This is a genomic window from Amaricoccus sp. (genome assembly GCF_017993425.1).
GTDB lineage: Bacteria > Pseudomonadota > Alphaproteobacteria > Rhodobacterales > Rhodobacteraceae > Amaricoccus.
Map to the genome: position 1 here is coordinate 1 of NZ_JAGOMQ010000031.1, position 21,398 is coordinate 21,398.

Annotated in this window: 22 protein-coding genes and 1 pseudogene; 7 read left to right on the top strand and 16 right to left on the bottom strand. The window is 71.5% G+C overall.

What is annotated here, in order from left to right; translation table 11 throughout:
* On the bottom strand, positions 1–172 hold a 172-nt coding region (locus tag KBB57_RS14480), incomplete at its 3' end, for a GTP-binding protein (RefSeq protein WP_290751646.1).
* A gap of 380 nt (positions 173–552) precedes the next feature.
* A complete protein-coding gene (locus KBB57_RS14485) occupies positions 553–918 on the bottom strand; it encodes a carboxymuconolactone decarboxylase family protein (RefSeq protein ID WP_290751532.1) in 366 nt (121 codons plus the stop codon).
* Positions 919–994: 76 nt separating this feature from the next.
* Here KBB57_RS14485 and KBB57_RS14490 point away from each other — a divergent pair, with 76 nt between their 5' ends.
* The 4 genes from KBB57_RS14490 (at position 995) to KBB57_RS14505 (ending at position 3,870) form a co-directional block, all read left to right on the top strand.
* Positions 995–1,315 (top strand): helix-turn-helix transcriptional regulator, encoded by a 321-nt coding sequence (locus tag KBB57_RS14490; protein WP_290751535.1) that lies wholly within the window; start codon positions 995–997, stop codon positions 1,313–1,315.
* A complete protein-coding gene (locus KBB57_RS14495; protein ID WP_290751538.1) occupies positions 1,312–1,836 on the top strand; it encodes a rhodanese-like domain-containing protein in 525 nt (174 codons plus the stop codon). Before KBB57_RS14490 ends, KBB57_RS14495 begins: the two co-directional genes overlap by 4 nt.
* Positions 1,837–1,915: 79 nt before the next feature.
* Positions 1,916–2,677, top strand: coding sequence for a DeoR/GlpR family DNA-binding transcription regulator (locus KBB57_RS14500; protein ID WP_290751540.1), 762 nt, complete (start codon positions 1,916–1,918; stop codon positions 2,675–2,677).
* Complete coding sequence (locus KBB57_RS14505) at positions 2,674–3,870, top strand: MFS transporter (RefSeq protein WP_290751543.1); 1,197 nt, start codon at positions 2,674–2,676, stop codon at positions 3,868–3,870. The genes KBB57_RS14500 and KBB57_RS14505 overlap by 4 nt, the downstream gene beginning before the upstream one ends.
* Positions 3,871–3,904: 34 nt before the next feature.
* On the opposite strand, the gene KBB57_RS14510 is transcribed toward KBB57_RS14505, so the two are convergent.
* Complete coding sequence (locus KBB57_RS14510; RefSeq protein WP_290751546.1) at positions 3,905–5,275, bottom strand: phosphomannomutase; 1,371 nt, start codon at positions 5,273–5,275, stop codon at positions 3,905–3,907.
* Positions 5,276–5,625: 350 nt separating this feature from the next.
* Positions 5,626–5,949 (bottom strand): hypothetical protein, encoded by a 324-nt coding sequence (locus tag KBB57_RS14515; protein WP_290751548.1) that lies wholly within the window; start codon positions 5,947–5,949, stop codon positions 5,626–5,628.
* 29 nt (positions 5,950–5,978) lie between these two features.
* On the opposite strand from KBB57_RS14515, the gene KBB57_RS14520 reads away from it, so the two are divergent.
* The gene (locus tag KBB57_RS14520; protein ID WP_290751550.1) at positions 5,979–6,404 is read left to right on the top strand and encodes an EamA family transporter; all 426 of its coding nucleotides are present in this window, start codon (positions 5,979–5,981) and stop codon (positions 6,402–6,404) included.
* Between the two features lie 358 nt (positions 6,405–6,762).
* Here the strand turns inward: KBB57_RS14520 and KBB57_RS14525 are convergent, their stop codons facing one another.
* From KBB57_RS14525 to glnH, 5 genes are read right to left on the bottom strand one after another with little or no spacing between them, the layout of a single operon-like run.
* A complete protein-coding gene (locus tag KBB57_RS14525; protein WP_290751553.1) occupies positions 6,763–7,686 on the bottom strand; it encodes a MurR/RpiR family transcriptional regulator in 924 nt (307 codons plus the stop codon).
* Positions 7,640–8,647, bottom strand: a complete 1,008-nt coding sequence (locus tag KBB57_RS14530) for a C45 family peptidase (RefSeq protein WP_290751556.1) — start codon at positions 8,645–8,647, stop codon at positions 7,640–7,642. The genes KBB57_RS14525 and KBB57_RS14530 overlap by 47 nt, the downstream gene beginning before the upstream one ends.
* Positions 8,637–9,365 carry a glutamine ABC transporter ATP-binding protein GlnQ gene (gene glnQ, locus KBB57_RS14535; protein ID WP_290751558.1) on the bottom strand — a complete coding sequence of 243 codons (729 nt, stop codon included), beginning with the start codon at positions 9,363–9,365 and terminating at the stop codon, positions 8,637–8,639. The genes KBB57_RS14530 and glnQ overlap by 11 nt, the downstream gene beginning before the upstream one ends.
* Positions 9,362–10,018, bottom strand: a complete 657-nt coding sequence (gene glnP / locus KBB57_RS14540; protein WP_290751561.1) for a glutamine ABC transporter permease GlnP — start codon at positions 10,016–10,018, stop codon at positions 9,362–9,364. The genes glnQ and glnP overlap by 4 nt, the downstream gene beginning before the upstream one ends.
* Before the next feature lie 58 nt (positions 10,019–10,076).
* Positions 10,077–10,802, bottom strand: coding sequence for a glutamine ABC transporter substrate-binding protein GlnH (gene glnH / locus KBB57_RS14545; protein ID WP_290751563.1), 726 nt, complete (start codon positions 10,800–10,802; stop codon positions 10,077–10,079).
* Positions 10,803–10,949: 147 nt separating this feature from the next.
* On the opposite strand from glnH, the gene KBB57_RS14550 reads away from it, so the two are divergent.
* Both KBB57_RS14550 and KBB57_RS14555 read left to right on the top strand, forming a co-directional pair.
* Positions 10,950–12,278: an aspartate aminotransferase family protein gene (locus KBB57_RS14550; protein ID WP_290751565.1), complete on the top strand. Its 1,329-nt coding sequence runs from the start codon at positions 10,950–10,952 to the stop codon at positions 12,276–12,278.
* Positions 12,275–13,054, top strand: coding sequence for a 3-keto-5-aminohexanoate cleavage protein (locus tag KBB57_RS14555; protein ID WP_290751568.1), 780 nt, complete (start codon positions 12,275–12,277; stop codon positions 13,052–13,054). Before KBB57_RS14550 ends, KBB57_RS14555 begins: the two co-directional genes overlap by 4 nt.
* Positions 13,055–13,332: 278 nt before the next feature.
* On the opposite strand, the gene KBB57_RS14560 is transcribed toward KBB57_RS14555, so the two are convergent.
* The 7 genes and pseudogenes from KBB57_RS14560 to KBB57_RS14590 form a co-directional block, all read right to left on the bottom strand.
* Positions 13,333–14,367, bottom strand: coding sequence for a glycine betaine/L-proline ABC transporter ATP-binding protein (locus KBB57_RS14560; RefSeq protein WP_290751571.1), 1,035 nt, complete (start codon positions 14,365–14,367; stop codon positions 13,333–13,335).
* On the bottom strand, positions 14,360–16,330 hold the full coding sequence (locus KBB57_RS14565) for a proline/glycine betaine ABC transporter permease (RefSeq protein ID WP_290751573.1): 1,971 nt from the start codon (positions 16,328–16,330) through the stop codon (positions 14,360–14,362). Before KBB57_RS14565 ends, KBB57_RS14560 begins: the two co-directional genes overlap by 8 nt.
* A gap of 59 nt (positions 16,331–16,389) precedes the next feature.
* Positions 16,390–17,346 carry an ABC transporter substrate-binding protein gene (locus KBB57_RS14570; RefSeq protein WP_290751574.1) on the bottom strand — a complete coding sequence of 319 codons (957 nt, stop codon included), beginning with the start codon at positions 17,344–17,346 and terminating at the stop codon, positions 16,390–16,392.
* Between the two features lie 23 nt (positions 17,347–17,369).
* Entirely contained in the window at positions 17,370–18,173 is an 804-nt protein-coding gene (locus KBB57_RS14575; protein ID WP_290751575.1) for an SDR family NAD(P)-dependent oxidoreductase, read from the bottom strand.
* 79 nt (positions 18,174–18,252) lie between these two features.
* Positions 18,253–18,948 carry a GntR family transcriptional regulator gene (locus KBB57_RS14580; RefSeq protein ID WP_290751576.1) on the bottom strand — a complete coding sequence of 232 codons (696 nt, stop codon included), beginning with the start codon at positions 18,946–18,948 and terminating at the stop codon, positions 18,253–18,255.
* A 1-nt stretch (position 18,949) separates the two neighbouring features.
* Positions 18,950–19,546, bottom strand: a pseudogene (locus KBB57_RS14585) (SDR family NAD(P)-dependent oxidoreductase); the annotation flags it as partial.
* Between the two features lie 428 nt (positions 19,547–19,974).
* Complete coding sequence (locus tag KBB57_RS14590) at positions 19,975–21,396, bottom strand: FAD-binding oxidoreductase (RefSeq protein ID WP_290751578.1); 1,422 nt, start codon at positions 21,394–21,396, stop codon at positions 19,975–19,977.
* Between the last annotated feature and the right edge of the window lie 2 nt (positions 21,397–21,398).

Genomic DNA, 21,398 nt, shown 5'->3' on the forward strand with positions numbered 1-21,398 from the left:
TGGTGATGCCGCGCGCCTTCTCCTCCGGAGCCGCGTCGATCTGGTCGTAGGCCTTGTACTCGCCGAAGTACTTGGTGATCGCCGCCGTCAGCGACGTCTTGCCGTGGTCGACGTGCCCGATCGTCCCCACGTTAACATGCGGCTTCGTCCGCTCGAATTTCGCCTTCGCCATCCTTCGGCTTTCCCTTCCTCGGGGCCGGCCATGGGCCGGCCTCCTCCGCGAATGCGCGCGGAGATAGTGTCAAACGCCCCGGAGCGCAAGCGGCGCGTGCCGGCCGCCCGGGGCTCGGGGGCGGTTCCGAAGGAGCGACGGAGCGCCCTTGCGCTCCGGGAGTCGGTCTCCCCGCCCGCGAGCGCAGGCGGGGCCCCGGCGCGCCGTTGCGCGCGTTCTCCTCCGCTTTCCCTGCAACCCCCAAGCGGCGGGGAACCTGCACGAGACGGGAGGGGAGAAAGAAGAAGGAGAGGTTGGATTGGTAGCGCGGGCGCCGACGGGCGGGCGTTCCAGCGATTGCCGCCCCGGCCCCCGCCGGCGGGCGGGGCGGCCGGAGCGGGTCAGGCGGCCGCGGCGCGGCCGCCGGAGAACTGGTCGTAGGCGCGCAGGGCGTCGGCGGCGTACATCAGGGCCGGGCCGCCGCCCATGTAGACGCACATGCCGAGCGTCTCGGCGACCTCCTGGCGGCCGACGCCGAGCTCGACCAGCGCCTTGGCGTGGAAGCCGATGCAGCCGTCGCAGCGCTGGGTGACCCCGATCGCCAGCGCGATCAGCTCCTTGGTGCGCTCGTCCACCGTGCCGGCGGCCGTCGCCGCCTTGGACAGGGCGCCGAAGCCCTGCATCGTCGCGGGCACGGCGCGGCGCAGCTCGGCGGCGTAGGCCGAGATGCCGGCGGTGATCTCGCGATAGTCCTTGGGGTTCGCCACGATTTTCACTCCATGGGCTTGTGATTTCACGAAAGCATAATATGATAGAAATGCGAAATGTAAAGGGCCGGCCGCGATGGACGTGGAGACGATGGCGACGGGGATGACGGAGCGGGCGGGCGTGGTGGCCGCGTTCCTGAAGGGGTTGGCCAATCCGCACCGGCTGCTGGTGCTCTGCGCGCTCGCGGAGGGCGAGAAGAGCGTGGGCGCGCTGGTGGCGGCCACCGGCGCCGGCCAGACCTCGATGTCGCAGCACCTCGCCCGCCTGCGGGAGGAGGGGATCGTGGCGGTCCGGCGCGACCATCGCACGCTTTACTACCGCATCGACCATCCGGCCGTTCTGGAGCTGATGGCGGTGCTCTACCGCAACTTCTGCGCTGAAAGGAAAGAGCAATGAATGCAACCCCGGTTTCCGCCCGCGAGGCGGCGCGGTGGATCGCGGACGGCGAGGCCGTCCTCGTCGACGTGCGCTCGGCCGAGGAGTTTCGCGCCGGTCATGTCGCGGCGGCGCTGTCGCTGCCGCTCGACACGCTGCCCGGGGCGCTCGACGCCTTGCAGCTGCCGGCCGGGCGGAAGCTGGTGTTCCAGTGCCAGCGCGGCGCCCGCGGCGAGGCGGCCTGCGTCGCCACGGAGGGGACGGGGCGGGCGCGCTACAACCTCGAGGGCGGGCTCGACGCCTGGCGCGCCGCCGGGTTGCCGGTGATCGGGGAGGGGGCGGCGGCGCTGCCGCTGTTCCGGCAGGTGCAGATCGCCGTCGGGTCGATCGTGCTGGCGCTGGTGCTGGCGGGCTTCCTCGTGGCGCCGGCGTTCTTCGCGCTCGCGGGCGCGATCGGGTTCATGCTGGCGCTGGCCGGCGTGACCGGGTGGTGCGGGATGGCGCTGCTGCTGCAGCGGGCGCCGTGGAACCGGCCGGCCTGAGCGGGTCGCGGGGCGGGGTTGACTGCACGAAACTGCACGAATATGCACGATCCTGCACGAAATCTCCCGAGTCGTCCCCATGCTGACTTCCGAACGACTGGCCGACATCGAGCGGCGGCTGACCGTGCACGGGCGGGTGGTCGCCGCCGATCTGGCGCGGCTCTACGAGACCTCCGAGGACACGGTCCGCCGCGACCTGCGGGCGCTGGCCGCGCAGGGGCGGTGCCGGCGGGTACATGGCGGGGCGCTGCCGCCGATGCCGGCGCGGGGGCCGGTCAGCGTGCGGGCGGGAATCGCCTCGGCGGCCAAGGCGGCGCTCGGCGAGGCGATGGCGCGGCTGGTCGAGCCGGGCTCGACGGTGTTCGTGGACGCGGGCTCGACGACGCTCGCCTGCGCGGAGCGGATGCGGGTCGCGGCGACGGTGATCACCCATGCGCCGGCGATCGCGGCGGCGCTGGTCGAGAATCCGGCGGTGCGGCTGGTGACGCTCGGCGGGCAGGTCGATCGGGAGGTGGGCGCCGCCACGGGCGCGGGGGTGCTGGCGGCGATCGAGACGATCCGCCCCGACCTGCTGCTGCTCGGCGCCTGCGGGGTCGACGCGGAGGCGGGGATCACCGCGCAGTCGGTGGAGGACGCGGCGGTGAAGCGGGCGCTGGCGGCGCGGGCGGGGCGGGTCGTCGTCGCGGCCGACGCGGGCAAGCTCGGGACCTCGGCGCCGTTCGCGGTGGTCGACCTCGCGGCGATCGACGTGCTGCTGATCGAGGCGGGGACGCCGGCGGAGCGCAAGGCGAGGCTCGCCGCCACCGGGGTGGCGCTGGTCGAGGTGGAGACGGGGCGATGAGCGACGCGGCGACGGAGGGCGGCGCCCTGCCGGGGCTGCTGCCGCGCGAGCGGCTGGCGGTGTCGGGGCTGTTTCTCGCCAACGGGTTCTTCGTGGGCAGCTGGGCGCCGCGGATCCCGTCGTTCAAGGCCGATCTCGGCATCTCGGAGGGCACGCTCGGGCTGATGATCCTCGCCTTCGGGCTGGGCTCGCTCGTGGCGATGCCGCTCGTCGGGATGATCGTGGCGCGGGAGGGATCGCGGCGGGTGGCGGTGGTCGGGGCCTTCGCCACCGCGCCGCTGATGGCTCTCATCTCGCTCGCGCCGGGCATCTGGGCCGCGGCGGCGGCGCTGGCGCTGACCGGGGCGCTGGTGGGCGGCGTGGACGTCGCCATGAACGCCAACGCGGTGGCGGTGGAGCGGCGGATGGGGCGGGCGATCATGTCGTCCTGCCACGGGTTCTGGAGCCTCGGCGGGTTGATCGGGTCGGCCTCGGGCGGGGTGCTGATCGGGCGCGCCGGGGTGTGGGGGCATGCGGCCGTGGTGCTGGTCGCGATCCTCGCGGTGGCGGCGCTCGCCTCGCTCGCGGCGCTTCGCGACGCGCCCGAGGCGGCGGGGCCGGAGAAGGGCGCGCGGTGGGGCGGCGCGGCGCGGGCGGCGTTGCTGCCGGCGGCGCTGCTCGGGATCGTGGCGCTGTTCTCGATGACGCCGGAGGGGGCGGTGCTCGACTGGAGCGCGCTCTACCTGCGGCAGGAGCTCGGGGGCTCGGTCGAGGCGGCGGGGCTCGCCTTCGCCGGCTTCTCGGCGACGATGGCGCTGATGCGGTTCAGCGGCGACCTGATCCGCGACCGGTTCGGGGCGGTGACCACGCTCAGGGTCAGCACGCTGGTCGCCGGCGCGGGGATGCTGCTCGCCGCCTTCGCCGACGGGGTGGCGGGGGCGACGCTCGGGTTCGCGGTGGCGGGGCTCGGGATCGCCAACATGGTGCCGATCGCCTTCTCGGCGGCGGGGAACCTGCCGGGGCTGCCGCCGGGGATCGGCATCTCCATGGTGACGTTCATGGGCTATTCCGGGCTCTTGTTCGCGCCGTCGCTGATCGGGTTCATCGCCGAGCATACCGGGCTTGCCGCGATCTTCGCGGGGCTGCCGGCGCTCTATATCGTGGTGCTGGCGCTGTCGGGGCTCGCGCGCTGGGCGGACCCGGCGGAGCGGTAGCCGGGCGAGGGGCGGCAGGCCCCAGGGGGCGCGCTCAGGCCTCGATGAGGGCGCGCAGACGGGCGACGCCGTGCGCCACGAGGTCGGCGTCGCCGCGGGCCTCGACGTTGAGGCGCAGGAGCGGCTCGGTGTTGGAGGTGCGGAGGTTGAAGCGCCAGTCGGCGAAGGCGAGGCTGAGGCCGTCGGTCTCGTCCATGGAGAGCGCCTCCGGCTCGAGCGCGGCGCGGACGCGGGCGACGGCGGCGGCGGGGTCGCCGAGGCGGAAGTTGATCTCGCCGGAGGAGGGAAAGGCGGCCATGCGGGCGGCGAGGATCTCGCCGAGGGAGCGGCCCCGGCGGCTGACCAGCCCGGCGACGAGGAGGAGCGGGATCATGCCGCTGTCGCAGCAGACGAAGTCGCGGAAGTAGTGGTGCGCCGACATCTCGCCGCCGTAGACGGCGCCGGTGTCGCGCAGCGCCTGCTTGACGAAGGCGTGGCCGGTGCGGGCCTGGTGGGCCGCCCCGCCGGCGGCGGCTACGGCGTCGACGACGTTCCAGACGACGCGGGGGTCGTGGACGATGGTCGCGCCGGGGTCGCGGGCGAGGAATGCCTCGGCGAGGAGGCCGACGACGTATTCGCCGGGGACGAAGCGGCCGGTCTCGTCGAAGAAGAAGCAGCGGTCGAAGTCGCCGTCCCAGGCCGCGCCGAAATCCGCGCCGGCGGCGACGACGGCGGCGGCGGTGGCGGGCCGGTTCTCGGGCAGGAGCGGGTTCGGGATGCCGTTCGGGAAGCTGCCGTCGGGCTCGTGGTGCATCCGCACGAGCTCGAGCGGCGCGCCGCGGGCGGCGAGGGCCGCCGCGATGGCGTCGAGGGTCGGGCCGGCGGCGCCGTTGCCGGCGTTGACGAGGATGCGGAGCGGGCGGAGCGTGGCCACGTCGACGAAGGAGAGCACGCGCTCGACGTAGGCCGCGCGGGCGTCCTCCGCCGATCGGGCCGTCCCGCGGCGCGTGCCGGCGGGGACGGGGGCGCCGGCCTCGGCCAGCGCGCGGATGCGGGCGAGGCCGGTCGCGGCGTCGAGCGGGGCCGAGCCGCGGCGGACGAGCTTCATGCCGTTGTAGTCGATCGGGTTGTGGGAGGCGGTGACCTCGACGCCGCCGTCGGCGTCGAGGTGGGTGGTGGCGAAGTACATCTCCTCGGCGCCGCAGAGGCCGAGGTCGAGCACGTCGGCGCCCGCCTCGGTCAGGCCGTCGACGAGCGCGTCGAGGAGGGCCCGCGAGGAGGCGCGGACGTCGCGGCCGACGACCACCCGGCGGGCGCCGAGCGCGGCGACGAAGGCGCGGCCGATGCGGCGGGCCACGTCCTGGTCGAGCTCGGTCCCGAGCCGGCCGCGGATGTCGTAGGCCTTGAAGCAGGTGAGGGATCGCATGCGCTCGTCTCCGGCCGGAACGTTTCGCGTTCCCCGGGAGTCGGAGCAACCCCATGGTGCAAATTAACCGTTCGGGGAGGGGCCTGGAGGTCGAGTTCGGCGATCGCCCTGGACGCGGGCACGGGTTCGATGCGGCGCACGGCTTCTATCGGGAGCGGGGCAAGGGGGGTCTTCGATCTCGTCCGCGGCTCGCTTACGCTGCTGGCGGCCGCGCCGCTACTCCTGCTGACGGGGCCTGTGGCGCTCGACGGGGGGCAGACGATCTTCGCCGATGTGCGGGATGGGGCAGGGGGGCAGGCGGTTCCGGTGTCTGAAGATCCGAACCCTGCGCCACGATGTGGAGGAGCCGCTCAAGACGATCCTCGGGGGTCGCCGCGGCGGAATGGGCCGAGGGTGCGAAGCTGACGAACGACCGTCGCCCGCACCGCCGCGGCGCTGAAGACGGCGTGGCGGGCGCAAGTGACCGGCGCCGGCCACGGCCGGCGGCTGGCGAACGCGATCCGCGCCAACCGCTGCCCGCGGTCGGGGGAGTCGATCTCGCGCGGGGCGACCGTCTCCAGACGGTCTTCAAGGTCGAAGGCCGCTTCGAGGAGGATGGCGAGACCTGCTTCCGCGTGCCCTCGATGCCCAAGGGAGACGATAACGCTGGCATCCGGCGGCGCGAGCCGCATCATCTCCGAAGTCACTCGAGAGGAGGCGCGCCGTGCATTCGTGGCAATTCTGGGCCGTGCTCTCGGCATTCTTCGCGGCGCTGACGGCGGTGCTCGCCAAGGTCGGCGTGGGCCCGATCAACCCCGACCTCGCAACCCTCATTCGAACCGGCGTGATCCTGGCGCTCGTCGCCGCCCTGGTCGCATGCACCGGCCAGTGGCAGGCGCCGCAGGCCATTCCGGCGCGCACCTACCTGTTCCTCGTGCTCTCCGGGTTCGCGACGGGCGCCTCGTGGCTCTGCTACTTCCGGGCGCTGAAACTCGGTGACGCCTCGCGGGTGGCGCCGATCGACAAGCTTAGCGTCGTCATGGTCGCGGTGATCGCGGCAGTCGTGCTCGGGGAGCGGCTGTCGGCGGTAAACTGGCTCGGCGTCGCGCTGATCGGCACCGGAGCGGTGCTGGTCGCCCTGAAGGTCTGATACCGGACTCGCTTGATCTGTTCCGTTTGGCCGACGGATCGACAGGCCCGGGCGTGTCGACGTTGATCGGGTGGAGAATGACGGCATAAAGAAAATTGCGGGCGTGCCTGCCTGTCCTCGGAATTTGCGCGCAAATATATTTCGAAATATTTTGAATATGAACGGTGAAAATCATTGCATCGTTGTCAGCGCCGCATTTCGCGGCGCCGTGTGACTCACTTCGAGGTTCCGCCGTCCCCGCTGGTGCCGCTCCGCGTCGAGCCGGGTGACATGCGCATGTCACCCGGCGGGCGCCGTCGCGGGACGGACCTTGCCGCTCGGCAGGGGGGCGACGCGGGGAGGGAAGGTCGGGATCGTGTCAGGGGGTCTCGATGCGCAGGGCTCCGATGAGACGGTCGCGCTGGCGGAGGGCGGCTCGCGCCGCTTTCGGGTCGGCCGCGGCGCAGGCGTTGATCAGGCATTCGGCGGCGACGACGAAGGCGCCGATGCTGTTCGAGAGGAAGCTCGAATCGTGGTCGACGAGGATCGCCGCCCGCGAGGTGGCGACGAGGGGCGAGGTCGGGCGATCGGTGAGGGCGACGGTGACGAGGCCGCTGCGGCGCGCGACGGCGGCGACCTCGGCGACCTGGGCCGAATAGGGGGCGCAGCTGGTGGAGAGCAGGACGTCGCCCGGCGACAGCGCCGCGAGGCCCTCGGCGACGCCGAGGCCGCCGTTGTCGAGGAGCGCGACATCGGAGCGGATCATGCGCAGGCCGTAGACGAGGAAGCTCGCGACGGAATGGAACTGGCGGATGCCGTGGACGACGACGCGAGGCGCCGAGACGAGAAGCGCCACGGCGGCGTCGAAGGCGGCCTCGTCGAAGCGGTCGATGAAGCGGTCGATGTTGGCCTGGTTCTCGTGGCAGAGCCGCGTCGCCGCCGCCCGGGACGAGGAGTCGCCGCTGAGCGCCGACGCGGCCCGGCGGGAGTAGAAGGCGCCGGGGGCGGTCATCGACGCGGAGAGGAGCACCTGCTGCAGGCCGGGGAAGCCCGGGTAGCCGAGGGCGGTGGCCAGGCGGGTCAGCGTCGAGGGGTTGACCCCGAGCGCCTCGCCGAGCGTGGTGATCGAAAGGAGGGCAGGGTCGCCGACCATGTCGAGCATCCGCCCGAGCGCGTCCCGGGCCTTGGCGCCGAGCGAGACCGCCGTCTCGCCGCGGGCGATGGCGACGGCGAGGGCGCGCAGCTCCTCGACGGTCTCAGGCGGTCGTTCCCGCGTAGGCGGCCGGTCCGTCGGCATCGTCATGGATCCTCCACTCGATCCCACGGTCCTCGACGGTGAAGAGCGCCGTGGCAAGGGTGTTCTCGTGGTCGGGATCGTCCGGCGCGTCGCGGCGGATCGGCAGCCCGGGACCGCCCGTGTCGCGAAGGATCGCGAGCGGCTCGCGGCCCTCCGCGACCAGCGCATCGCCGCGCGCCTGGCGGTCGCCGGAGGACTGCGTGACGATCTGGGCGCCGGCGTGGCGCAGCGCGTGGTTGGCGTGGAGCGCCGGGGTCGTGACCTCGGCGATGACGGTCTCGCCGCCGCCGAACTCGACGGAGAGGATGCGCCGGTCGCGGCGGTGGGTCAGGGCGAAGTGGAAGCCGCCCGAGGCGGGCGCGTCGCGCAGGAAGCTCTCGGCGGCGTCGAGGGTCTCGCGCGCGAGGAGGGCGCGGCCGATCGCCATGCGCGGGACCTCCGGGTCGACGCCGGTCAGGCGGATGTTGTTGACCGTCTGCACGAGGCCCGCGTCGGTCCAGGCGAAGGTGTGGCCGGGGATCGAGCCCGGGTAGCAGAAGCCGCGGAAGCCGGGCGCGCCTTCCGGGGCGACCTCGGCGATGAAGCAGGCGCCGCGGAAGAAGGGCAGGCCGTCCTCGTTGTGGGCGAGGACGGGCGCCGGGCCAGGCAGCATCACGGTGGTGCAGCCGTCGGGCGCCGTGGCGCGCAGGTCGCCGCGGCTGTTCCAGGCCATCACCTGCGCGAAGGGCAGGCCGAGGCCCTCGGCCAACCCCTCGATCTCGGCGTGGACGGAGGGGAAGCGGGCGCGCGTCGCCTCGGCGAGGCGGGCGACGCGGGCGGCGTGGCGCGGCGCGGTGATCTCGGCCCAGGGGGCCGAGGGCAGGAGATGGCGGTGGACGGCGTCGCGGCCGGCCCGGCCGAGGGCGCGGCCGATCTCCCGGGGCGCGCCGCCGAGGCGGACCCAGCCGAGGCTGCGCTCACTCGACATGCTGGAGGAAGTCCTTCAGGCGGTCGCTCGGCGGGCGGGAGAGGATCTCCACGGGGTGGCCGTCGACGGAGATCTTGCCGTGCTCCATGAAGATGAGCCGGGTGCCGACCTGCCGGGCGAAGGACATCTCGTGGGTGACGACCACCATCGTCATGCCCTCCTGCGCGAGGCTGCGCATGACGTTCAGCACCTCCTGCTTCAGCTCGGGGTCGAGCGCCGAGGTCGGCTCGTCGAAGAGCATGACCTTGGGCCGGATCGCAAGCGCCCGGGCGATGGCGACGCGCTGCTGCTGGCCGCCGGAGAGCGCCGAGGGCACGTGGTTCGCCCGCTCGGCGAGGCCGACCTTGCGCAGGAGCTCCAGCGCCTGCGCCTCGGCCTCGGCCTTGCCGAGGCCGCGGACCTTGCGGGGGCCGAAGGCGACGTTCTCGAGCGCGGTCATCTGCGGGAAGAGGTTGAACTGCTGGAAGACCATGCCGGCCTCCTGGCGGATCTGCCGGAGCTGGCGCGCGCCGGCCTTGACCGAGATCCCGTCGACGACGAGGTCGCCGCCGGTGATCTTCTCCAGCCCGTTGATGCAGCGCAGGAGCGTCGACTTGCCGGAGCCGGAAGGGCCGATCAGCACGACGACCTCGCCGACGTCGATCGAGAGGTCGACCTCGTCGAGCACCGTCAGCGTGCCGAAGTGCTTGGAGGTCTTGTGGAACTCGATGATGCTCACAGGATCCTCATGCGCTTTTCGAGCAGCCGCAGGATCAGCGTCAGCGTGCCGGTCATGACGAGGTAGAGGACGGCGACCGCGGTCCAGATCTCGACCGCGCGGAAGTTCGACGCCATGATCTCCTGGCCGGTCCGGGTCAGCTCGCCGACGCCGATGACGATGAAGAGCGAGGTGTCCTTGAGGCTGACGATGAACTGGTTGCCGAGGGGCGGGATCAGCCGGCGGAAGGCGAGCGGGCCGACGATGTAAGCGAGCACCTTCCACTGCGGCAGGCCGATGGCGAGGCCCGCCTCGGTCAGTCCCTTGGGGATCGAGAGGAAGGCGCCGCGGACGATCTCGGCGATGTAGGCGCCGGCGTTGACGACGATGGCGAGCACCGCCGCCGTCATCGGATCCATGCGCACGCCCGCCAGCACCGGCAGGGCGAAGTAGAGGAACATCACCTGCACGACGATCGGCGTGCCGCGGATCAGCTCGATATAGGCGAAGGCGATCGCGTTCAGGACCGGCCCGCCATAGGCGCGCATCAGGCCGGCGATCAGGCCGAGGATCGTGCCGCCGACGAGGCCGGCGGCGGCGATGAAGATGGTGATCCTCGCGCCGGCCATGAGCTGCGGCATGAAGGACGGGATGACGGACCAGTCGATCTCCAAGGGGCGGGCCTCCGTGGCATTGGAAACAGGGGGCGGCCCGGCCGCCCCCGGGGAGGCGTCAGCTCGCCGGCTTCACGCCGAACCACTTCTCGTAGATCGCGTCGTAGCGGCCGTCGGCCTTCATGGCGGCGAGCGCCTCGTTGACCTTGGCGGTCAGCTCGCTGCCCTTGGGAAAGCCGATGCCGTATTCATGCGCCATCATCTGCTCGCCCACGGCCTTCACCGCGCCGCCGCCGGCGGTGGCGATGTAGTAGAGGACGTTCGGCGTGTCGTGCATCGCCGCGTCGACGCCGCCGGTGCGCAGCTCGAGATAGGCGTTGTCGATGTTGGGGAACTTGCGGAGCTCGGTGTCCTTGAAGTTCTCCTCGGCGTAGTCCGACGACGAGGTGCCGGTCTTCAGCGCGAGCTTCTTGCCGGCGAGGTCGGCGTAGCCGGTGATCTCGCTGTCGGCCGGGACCATGAGGAGGAGGCCGCTGTCATAGTAGCCGTCGGAGAAGTCGATGACCTCCTGGCGCTCGGGCTTGATGGTGATCCCGGCCAGCGCGACGTCGACCTGGCCGGTCTGGAGCGCCGGGATGATGCCGGCGAAGTCCATCGGGCGGAGTTCGTAGGTGACGCCGATCTCCTGGGCGATGGCGTCCCACATGTCGATGTCGAAGCCGACGTACTTGTCGCCTTCCTTGAACTCGAAGGGCACGAAGGCGGTGTCGATGGCGACGACGAGATCCTGGGCGCGGGCGGTCCCGACGCCGAGGGCGAGCACGGCGGCTCCGACGAGTGTCACGAGGCTTTTCATCGCGGGGTTCCCTGTTGCTGTGCGGTCTGATGCGGGCGCAAATCGTGTCCGGCGAGCGCAAATAAGTTTGCATGAATCGCCCATTCGTGCAAGTTATTTTGCGAGACCTTCCTGCTGCGCAAGAGGATGACAGCCGTGCCCGACCACGTCTTCGGCCGTTCCACCAAGGGCGTCCTGCCGACCGCCGTTCGGGGCGACGGCTGCTACATCGTCGATTCCGCGGGCAAGCGGTATCTCGACGGCTCCGGCGGCGCGGCGGTGTCCTGTCTCGGGCATTCCGACGCGAAGGTCCGCGCGGCGATCCGCGGCCAGCTCGATGCGCTCGCCTTCGCGCATACCGGCTTCTTCACCACGGAGGCCGCCGAGTCGCTGGCCGACCGCCTCGCCGCCGAGGCGCCGGCGGGGCTGGAGCGGGTCTATCTCGTCTCCGGCGGGTCGGAGGCGATGGAGGCGGCGCTGAAGCTCGCGCGGCAATACATGGTCGAGACCGGCCAGCCCGGCCGCCACCGGGTGATCGCCCGCCGCCAGAGCTACCACGGCAACACGCTCGGCGCGCTCGCCGCCGGCGGCAACGCCTGGCGGCGCGCGCCCTTCGCGCCCTTGCTCGTCGAGACGAGCCATATTTCCCCCTGCTATGCGTATCGCGAGCGCCGCGAGGGCGAGAGCGTCGAGGCCTACGGCCTCCGCGCCGCCGACGAGCTCGAGGCCGAGATCCTGCGCCTCGGGCCGGAGACGGTGATGGCCTTCCTCTGCGAGCCGGTGGTCGGCGCCACCGCCGGCGCCGTGCCGGCCGTCCCGGGCTACCTCAGGCGCATCCGCGAGATCTGCGACCGGCACGGCGTCCTGCTGATCCTCGACGAGGTGATGTGCGGCATGGGCCGCACCGGCCACCTCTTCGCCTGCGCCGAGGACGGCGTCGCGCCCGATATCCTCGCCATCGCCAAGGGGCTCGGCGCGGGCTACCAGCCGATCGGCGCCATGCTTTGCACCGGCGCGATCTACGACGCCATCGCGGCCGGCAGCGGGTTCTTCCAGCACGGCCACACCTATATGGGCCATCCGATGGCCGCCGCCGCCGCCGGGGCCGTGCTCTCGCGCCTCCTCGACGACGGCGTGCTCGCGCGCGTCCTGCCGCAGGGCGAGAAGCTCGACGCCGCGCTGCGGGCCGAGCTGGGCCAGCATCCGCACGTGGGCGACATCCGCGGCCGCGGGCTCTTCCGCGGCGTCGAGATCGTCGCCGACCGCGAGACCAGGGCCCCCTTGGACCCGGCCCGCGGCGTGAACAAGAAGATCAAGGCCCTCGCCTTCGAGGCCGGCCTCATCTGCTACCCGATGGGCGGCACCGTCGACGGCGTGCAGGGCGACCACGTCCTCCTCGCGCCGCCCTTCATCATCGAGGATTCCCAGATCGACGAGCTGGTGACGAAGCTCTCCGGCGCCATCCGCGGCGCGCTCGCCGCATGACGCCGCTCGCCCGCATCATGGTGGCGCCGAACGGGGCGCGCAAGACCAAGGCCGACCATCCGGCGCTGCCGGTCACCATCCCCGAGATCGTCGCCTGCGCGAGCGCCTGCCACGCCGCGGGGGCCGACGGCCTGCACGCCCATGTCCGCGACGCCGAGGGCGGCCACGTTCTCGACGCCGGCCTCTACGCCGAGCTTCTGGTCGAGCTCGCCCGCGTCGTCCCTGCGATGCAGGTGCAGGTCACCACCGAGGCCGTCGGCCGCTACACGCCCGCCGAGCAGCGCCGCCTCGTCGAGACGCTGCGTCCGCCCGCGGTCTCCATCGCGCTGCGCGAGATCACGGCCGAGCCGGACATGCGCGTCACCACACGCTTCTTCCGCTTCTGCGCGGAGGCGGGCATCGCCGTGCAGCATATTCTCTACGATCCGGACGAGGTCGATCGCCTGGCGTCGCTCGTGCGGGACGGCGTCGTTCCCGCCGACGGCCTCCAGCTCATCCATGTCCTCGGCCGCTACACGCCGGGACAGGTGTCCTCGCCGGCCGACCTCGCGGCGCCGGTCGCGCGGCTCGCCGCGACCGGCCTTTCGGCCGACTGGGCGGTCTGCGCCTTCGGCCCGGCCGAGACCGCCATCCTTGTCGAAGCCTGTCGCCTGGGCGGCAAGGCCCGGATCGGCTTCGAGAACAACCTCCTGAACGCCAACGGCGTCGTCGCCACGGACAATGCCGAGCGCGTGGCCGAACTCGCCGATCGAGTTGGAGGGCGCGATCCTTCGTGATCAACGGGGCGGAAACGATCGCTGGAGTGGGGCGCTGCCAGGGAGCTGCCCGCCAGCCGGCCGGCGCACGATCAGCGGCTGCCTGCGAGGCGGGCTTCCGCGACACCGCCCACTTTTCAGGACGTTCCGGAGCTACGAGGGCGTAACGCCCGGGCATTGCAGGCTGGCGCTCCGCGGCGAAGTGGGACGTCCTGGATCGACCGTCGGCCCCTCTGGCGGGATCGTTGCTCGGTGGAAGGGCTTGCCGCGTGGGTTGCGGGCGCGCGTCGTCCCGCGGATCAGACGCGCTCGGCGAGGGTGGCGAGGGCTCGCGTCCGGTCTAGCGAACCGACCTGACGCCCGCCATCCAGCACCGGAAGCATACCGGTGGCCGCGACCAGCTCGGGCGCGATCTCGGAGATCGTGGCGTCGGCGCGGATCCCGCTGGTCGCCGTTCCGTCGTCCACCGGAGTCATCAGCGAGGAGACGCGGATGACGCGCGCCGGCGACACCTTGGCGACGAAGCGGCGGACGTAGTCGGTCGCCGGCCTTGTCACCAACTCCTCGGGGGTGCCGATCTGCACGATGCGGCCGCCCTCCATGATGACGATGCGGTCGGCGAGGCGGATCGCCTCGTCGAGGTCGTGGGTGACGAAGATCACCGTGCGGTTGTGCAGCTCCTGGAGCCGCAGCACCTCGGCCTGGAGGTCGGCGCGGATCAGCGGGTCGAGGGCGGAGAACGGCTCGTCGAGGAACCAGAAGTCGGGGTTGGTTGTCAGCGAGCGTGCGATGCCGACCCGCTGCTGCTGGCCGCCGGAGAGCTCGGCCGGGAAGCGGCCCTCGCGGCCCTGGAGCCCGACGGTCTCGATCAGCTCGCGGGCGCTGGCGCGGGCCTCGGCGCGGGGCACGCCCTGGACCTCGAGCGGGAAGGCGACGTTGTCGAGCGCGGTGCGGTTCGGGAGCAGCGCGAAGTGCTGGAAGACCATGCCCATGCGCCTGCGGCGGAGCTCGACCAACGCCTTTGGCCCGAGGGTCAGTATGTCCTCGCCGTCGTAGAGGACCTGCCCGGCGGTGGGCTCGATCAGGCGGGTCAGGCAGCGGAGCAGCGTCGACTTGCCGGAGCCCGAAAGCCCCATGATGACGAAGACCTCGCCGCGGAGGATGCGGAAGGCCGCGTCCTGGACCGCTCCGACGAGGCCGGCCGCCGCCAGCGCGTCCTGGGTGCGCGCGGGGGAAGGGAGCTGCCCGAAGGCGGCGGCGCCGGGGCCGAAGACCTTCCAGACGCCGCGCGCCTCGAGCGCGACCGGGCGCGGGGCGAGATCGGTCTCAGACATGAAGCGTCCCTTCGTGCCGGGCCGCGCGCGTGGCGGCGGCCTTGAGGAGTGCGTCGAAGACGAGGGCGATGCAGGCGACGCAGAGGCCGGCGACGATGCCCGGTCCGGTCTGTCCGCGGGAGAGGGCGGTGAAGACGTCCTGCCCGAGCTCGCGCGTGCCGACGAGCGCTGCGATGACCAGCATGGAGAGCGCCATCATCGTCGTCTGGTTCACCCCGAGGAGGAGCGTCGGAAGGGCCGCGGGCAGGCGCACGAAGCGGAAGGTCTGCCAGGGCGTGCAGCCGGACATCGCTGCGGCCTCGATGCGCTCCGAGGGCACGTGCGCCATGCAGGCCATCCCGTAGCGCACCGCCGGAGCGATCGCGTAGGAGGTGATGGCGATCAGCGCCGAGAAGTCGCCGTTGCGGAAGAGCATGACGGCGGGAAGGAGGTACACGAGGGTCGGGAGAGTCTGGAGGGTGTCGAGCACGAGCTGGACCGGTCCGTGCAGCTTCGGGCGTCCCGCGGCCCAGATGCCGAAGGGCATCCCGATCGCGAGCGCGATCGCGACCGACAGGATCGTCAGGTAGAGCGACCCCATCGCGGCCGTCCAGTAGCCGGTGACGACGATGAAGAGGAGGAGGAGCGCGACGTAGAGGCCGGTCCGGACGCCGCCGAGCACGTAGCCGGCCAAGCCCGTGAGCGCGATAAGGATGGCCCACGGGATGGCGAGCAGCAGGTCGCGGAACGGGTTCATCACCGAGAGCAGCAGCGCGGTGCGGATCGCCTCGAGGGGGCCGTAGAAGTTCTGGTTGATGAAGCTGACGGCGCCGTTCCAGAACGGCGCCGTGGTCAGCGCCCACTTTTCCGGCCAGGCGGCGAGGGCGGGGATCGCGAGGCTCGCCAGCGTCGGGACGAGGAGGAGGGCGAGGGCCATGACGGTGTCGCGGCGGGTCCAGAGGCCATGGCGGCCGGTCGACTGGTTGCGCGCGGCCGCCTGGGTCAGCCGGTCGAGGACGACGGCGAGGGCGACGATGGCCATGCCGGCCTCGAAGCCCGCGCCGAAGTCGAGGCGCCGGAGCGCCCGCAGCACGTCGTAGCCGAGCCCGCCCGCGCCGATCATCGAGGCGATGATGACCATGTTGAGCGTCATCATCACCACCTGGTTGAGGCCGATGGCGAGCCGCGGCACCGCGACCGGGAGCTCGACCTTCCAGAGCGTCTGCGCGCGGCTGCACCCGGTCATGCGGGCGAGCTCGAGGGTCTCGGCCGGCACCGAGCGCAGCGCGAGGACGGTGGCGTGGACCATCGGCGGCAGGGCGTAGACGACGGTCGCGAAGACGGCGGCGCTCGGGCCGTAGCCGAAGAGGAGCAAGGTCGGCAGCAGGTAGGAGAAGATCGGCACGGTCTGCATGACGTTCATGACCGCGCGCAGCACGCCCTCCGCCCCGGGCGAGCGGTAGGCCCAGATGCCGAGGGCGAGGCCGATGGCGAGCGCCGCGACGACGCAGAGCGCCACCGAGGCGAGCGTGGTCATCGCCGAGATCCAGAGGCCGAAGAAGACGAGGTAGGCGCCGGCGGCGAGCGTCATGAGCGCGAGGCCGCGGCCGGAGAGCCGCAGCGCGAGGAGCGCCGTCGCCAGGATGACGCCGAGCCAGCTCAGGGGCGGCACGAGCTGGGTCTTGTTGAAGCCCGCGCCCTTCACCACGCCGTCGGCGAGCAGGACCTTCAGCCAGTCGATGGGGGCTTCCGCGGCGGCGGCGAGGGCGCGCGAGAGGTCGGCGACCTTGACGCCGCCGATCGACGCGTCGCGGGCGAACCAGTTGAGCCCGCCGCCGACCCAATCGGCGATCGGCAGCGGCGGCTGCTCCGGCAGATAGCCGAGCGACGCCGGGAAGGCGAAGCCGAGCGTCGCCACCAGGACGAGGAAGACCGGGACGGTCCAGTCGCGCTTCCAGCGCACCGTGTCGCTCGACATTGCCATGAGACCGCCGCTCGCTCGCCGTCGGGGGATGGCGCGGGCCGCCGGCCCGCGCCAATGCCTCACTTCTCGGCGCAGGCCGCCCAGGAGCGCCAGGTGGCCTCGTTGTCCTTCGCCCACTGCATGGCGACGTCCTCGACGGTGCGCCCGTTCACGTCGACTTCGTAGACGAGCTTGCCGAGCTCCTCGCCGTCCATCTTGAAGTTGCGGACGATCTCGTAGGCGCAGGGCCAGACGGTCTCGCCGCCCGCCCAGGCCATCTTCTTGATCCAGCCCTCCGGCTTGCCGCAGTCATAGGCCGCGTCGGGGTTCTCGCCCCAGGCCGGATCGTCGTAGCAGGCGGGTTCGTAGGGCGGGAACTCGATGAAGGACCCCTCGTAGAAGGTGGTCGCCCAGTGCGGGGTGTAGGCCCAGAGGATGATCGGCGCCTTGCGCTCGTAGGCGGCCCGCAGCTCGGCGAACATCGCCGCGTCGGTGCCGGCGTGAACCACCTCGAAGGGGAGGTCGAGCGCCTTCACCCGCTCCTCGTCGTAGCCGCCCCAGCTCACCGGCGCGCCGAGGTAGCGCCCCTTGGGCGCGGTCTCCGGCGCCGCGAAGGCTTCCGCGCAGTCGCGCAGCGCGTGCCAGTCGGGGAGGCCCGGGCAGGTCTCCTCCATGTAGGCGGGATACCACCATTCTTCCTTGGCGTGCGGCCCGAGCTCGCCCATGTCGAGGATCCTGCCCGTGGCGAGCGACGCGCTGAAGACGGCGTCCTGGGTCGTCTGCCAGGTCTCGAGCGCGATCGTCAGGTCGCCCGCCTCGAAGCCCGGATAGCGGGCGGTGTCGTCGGCGACGACGGTCTCGACGTCGTAGCCGTAGGTCGAGAGGATGATGTTGAGGATCTCGGTGTCGATGAGCATCGACGACCAGTCGGCGATCATGAGCTTGATCGTCTGGTCGGACTCGGGCTCGAAGGCCATCGCTCCGCCCGGATTGGTCACGGCCAGGGCCAGCGCGGCCGATGCCAGAAGTCGTTTCATGTCAGCTCCCTGTTCCTACGGATTTAGCCCTTGGCGTACCAGCCGTTGTCGACGTAGAGCGCCGTGCCGTTCACGAAGCTCGCCTCGTCCGACGCCAGCCACAGCGCGGCGGCGGCCACCTCGTGCGGCTCGCAGAGCCGGCCCTGCACGGTGTTGAGGTCGGCCTGGTCCCATTGCTGCCCGAGGCCGTCGAGCTCGTCGATCTCGCGCAGGCCGTGCGCGGTCTTGACGAAGCCCGGGCAGACGGCGTTGGCGCGGATGCCGCGGTCGCGGTACTCGATCGCGATCGAGCGGGCGAGCTGGAGCACTGCGCCCTTGGTCATGCAGTAGAGGCTCTCGAGCCCGAAGCCCTTCTCGCCGCCGATCGACGAGGTGATGACGATCGACCCGCCGCCGTGGGCGAGCATGTGCGCGACGACCTCGCGGCAGACCACGAAGGCCGACCGGACGTTGACGTCCATCAGCCGGTCGTAGTCCGCGTCCGTCGTCTCGACGAGCGGCTTGACGATGATCGTTCCGGCATGACTGAACAGCGTGTCGACCCGCCCCCAGCGGCTGACGATCTCCTGGAGAGCGCTGCGGACGGCATCGGCATCGGAGACGTCAGTGCGGAGGAAGAGCGCCTCTCCGCCGTTCTCCGCGATGCCGGCCCGGGCCTCCTCTCCGGCCCCGCCGTCGAGGTCGAGAATCGCGACCTTCGCTCCCGCCGTCGCGAACATTTCCGAAGCTGCCCGGCCGATGCCGTTCGCCCCTCCGGTGATGATCGCCGTCCGGCCTGCGAGCCGTCCGGCGAGCGCTACGTTGCGGGGGGCTTCCAGAGTGATCATCGCACCTCCGCGAATGGTCTATTGGTATGCTCTTAATACCATTGACGGTCGCGATCAACCTTCCTGTGGCCGAACAGCGTCAAGCCGCGTTTTTGCTTGTCTTTCGGACGGTTTCCCACAGCAGCGCATGCAAATCGCCGGCTGCCGACTCCGACGCCGTGACGTCGGAGCTGGCCAGCGCCTGAAGCAAGCTCTCGAAGATCATCGGCGCCGGCGAATCTGCGGGCGGTCGTTCGAATGGCAGGAACAGCTCCGCCAGCCCGTCCTCGATCGCCTTGGCGAGCAGCGCATTCTGCGACGCATTGCCGAGCGCGAGGAGGAACATCGCCTCCGCCTGCTTGTGCTCGGGCGCCGTCGTAGCCCGCCGCATCAGCTCGACGGCGGCCTGAAGACGCTTGAGGTCGGCCGCACTGCGCCGGACGGCCGCGAGCCGGGCCGCGGCGGTCTGGTTCACCTCGAGGAACTCGACGACCCGCATCGTCGCCGCCGGGGCGCGCGCGATGCGACGGCGCGCGAGCCGGCCGAGCTGGCGCTCGTCGGTCACGAAGGCCCCGCCCTGCGCGCCGCGGCGGATGCTGATGTACTGGCCGGTCTCAAGCACGCGAAGCGCCTCGCGCAGGGTCACCCGGCTGATGCCGAAGCTGTCGGAGAGCTGCCGCTCGGCCGGAAGCCGCTCCGCCGGCAGGAGCAGGCCCGAGTGGATCTGGCGCCGCAGCGAATCCACCGCGAGCCAATGCGCCGCCTTGGGTTCGACGGGTCGCAATCCCCAGAGCACGTCACACCGCGGTAAAGGTGTTGTCGACGAAGATCTCGGCTCCGTTGATAAAGCTCGACGCGTCCGACGCCAGGAACAGCGCGACCTCGGCGACCTCCTCGGGTTCGCAGATCCGCCCCTGCATCACGTTCACATCGCCTTCCGACGCCAGGACGCCGTAGCTCCGCAGCTGGTCGATCTCGTGCTCGCCATGGTGCGTCCGCACGAAGCTCGGGCAGATCATGTTGCACCGGATCCCCTGGTCACGATACTCGACCGCGAGCGCGCGCCCGAGCGCGTGCATCGCTGACTTCGACGCGCAGTAGAGCGCCTCGAGGTGGGTGGCGGCGCGGACCCCCGTCGTCGAGGTGAAGATCAGCGTGCCGCGGCCCCGCTCGAGCATCTCCGGGATGACGAGGCGGCTCATCAGGAACGCCGATTTCGCGTTGTTGTCCATCAACTCGTCCCATTCCCTCAGCGTACATTCGAGGAAGGGCTTAACGATGATGATCCCGGCGTGGTTGAAGAGGATGTCCACGCTCCCGAAGGCCTCGCGCGTCGCGAGATAGGCCGCCTCCGCCTCCTCCGCGCGCGACACGTCCGCACGAACCGCACGTCGAGCCCCTGCGCGGCGAGGCCGCGAACCAGCTCTTCCGCCGCCCTCACGTCGCGGTCGGCAATCATGACCCGCGCGCCCTCCGCGGCGAAGAGCCGCGCGCTCGCCGCGCCGGCGCCGTTCGCGCCGCCGGTGATGAGCACCGACCTGTTCTGAAGTCGCCCGGAGTCGGCCAGACTCATCCAAAGAATTCCTCTTCGTCCTTGGCGCGCGAACGGCGATCCTCGCCTCCTTCCGTCGCAGCCACAGGGCCTGACCCCCAGCAGCAGATCGTTACTTGTTCCAGCAGGAACGGCAAGAGCAGCCCGTACTCTACGATCAGCGCTTCGGAAGACCCGCTGCACCTCCGGCAAGGAGCGCCGGGCGGTTCCGGTTCGCGGTGTGCGCGTGGCACAATGAACCATTCTAGCCAACGAACGAGGACACGACCTCTACAGATCGAAGATCCGGCCCCTGCTCAGGCGGTTCTCCGGATCGAGGGCGCGCTTCACGCGGCGGACGAGATCGAGCGTCACTGGATCGGCACGTTGCAGGAAGGCCCGCTTCTTCGACCTGCCGATCCCGTGCTCGGCGCTGATGCTGCCGCCGAACCGGTCCACCACGCCGAAGATCAGCTCCTCGGCCCGGGCGAAGAGCGCCTTGCGCCGCTCCGTGCTCCAATCCGCCGGCGGCACGACGTTGAGATGGATGTTGCCGTCGCCCACATGGCCGTAGGTGATCGGCCGCCCGTCCGGCAGGGACCGCGCCAGCGCGTCGAGCGCCGCTTGCAGGAAGGCCGGGATCGCGGCGATCGGCACCGAGACGTCGGTGCGGTAGTAGGGGCCGCCGCCGCTCTGCGCCTCGACCATCGCCTCGCGGCAGGCCCAGAGCCGCTCCTTCTGCGCGCCGCTCATGGCGATCACGCCGTCCATCAGCAGCTCGCCCGCGCCCTCGAGGCAGCTCTCGAGCAGGGCGCGGAGATCGATCGCGCCGCCGCCCGAAAGCTCCATGAGGATGTAGACCGGGCAGGGGGTCTCGAGCGGGTCGGCGAGTTCGGGCCGGTGCGCGAGGCCGAGCTCCAGCCCGGGCCGCAGCATGATCTCGAAGGCCGAGAGCAGGTCGCTGCAACTGCGGCGCGCCTGCGCGTAGAGCGCCATCGCGTCCTCGACCGAGGCGAGGCCGACGAGCGCCGTCTCGACCTGCGTCGGCCTGGGGAAGAGCTTCAACGCTGCGGCGGTGACAATGCCGAGCGTGCCTTCGGCGCCGATGAAGAGCTGCTTGAGGTCGTAGCCGCGGTTGTCCTTGCGCAGGGTCCTGAGACCGTTCCAGATCCGCCCGTCGGGCAGCACCACCTCGAGACCGAGCACCAGGTCGCGGGTCATGCCGTAGCGCAGCACGTTGAAGCCGCCGGCGTTGGTCGCGACGTTGCCGCCGATCCGGCAGGAGCCCTGCGCGCCGAAGGTGATCGGCAGCAGGCAGTCCACGGCCTCGGCGGCCTCCTTGGCGGTCTCGAGCACGCAACCCGCCTCGACCACCATCGCGAAGCCGACGGGGTCGACCGAGCGGACGGCGCTCATCCGGTCGAGGAGGACGACGAGTTCCGGCGTGTCGGGGTCCGAGACCGCGGCGCCGACGAGGCCGGTGAGCCCGCCCTGCGGCACGACGCCGATCCCGAGCTCGGCCGTGCGCGCCATGATCGCCGACAGTTCCCCGGTCGAGCGGGGCCGGGCGACCGCGAGCGGCAGGCCGAAATAGGCGCGGGTGCGGTCGCGGGCGTAGGAGGCGGTGATCTCGGGATCGGTCAGGTAGAGGTCGGGCTCGAAGCCGGCGCGGAGCGCGTCGAGGACCGCGGGCGTGGTCGAGGCGGCTGTCATCG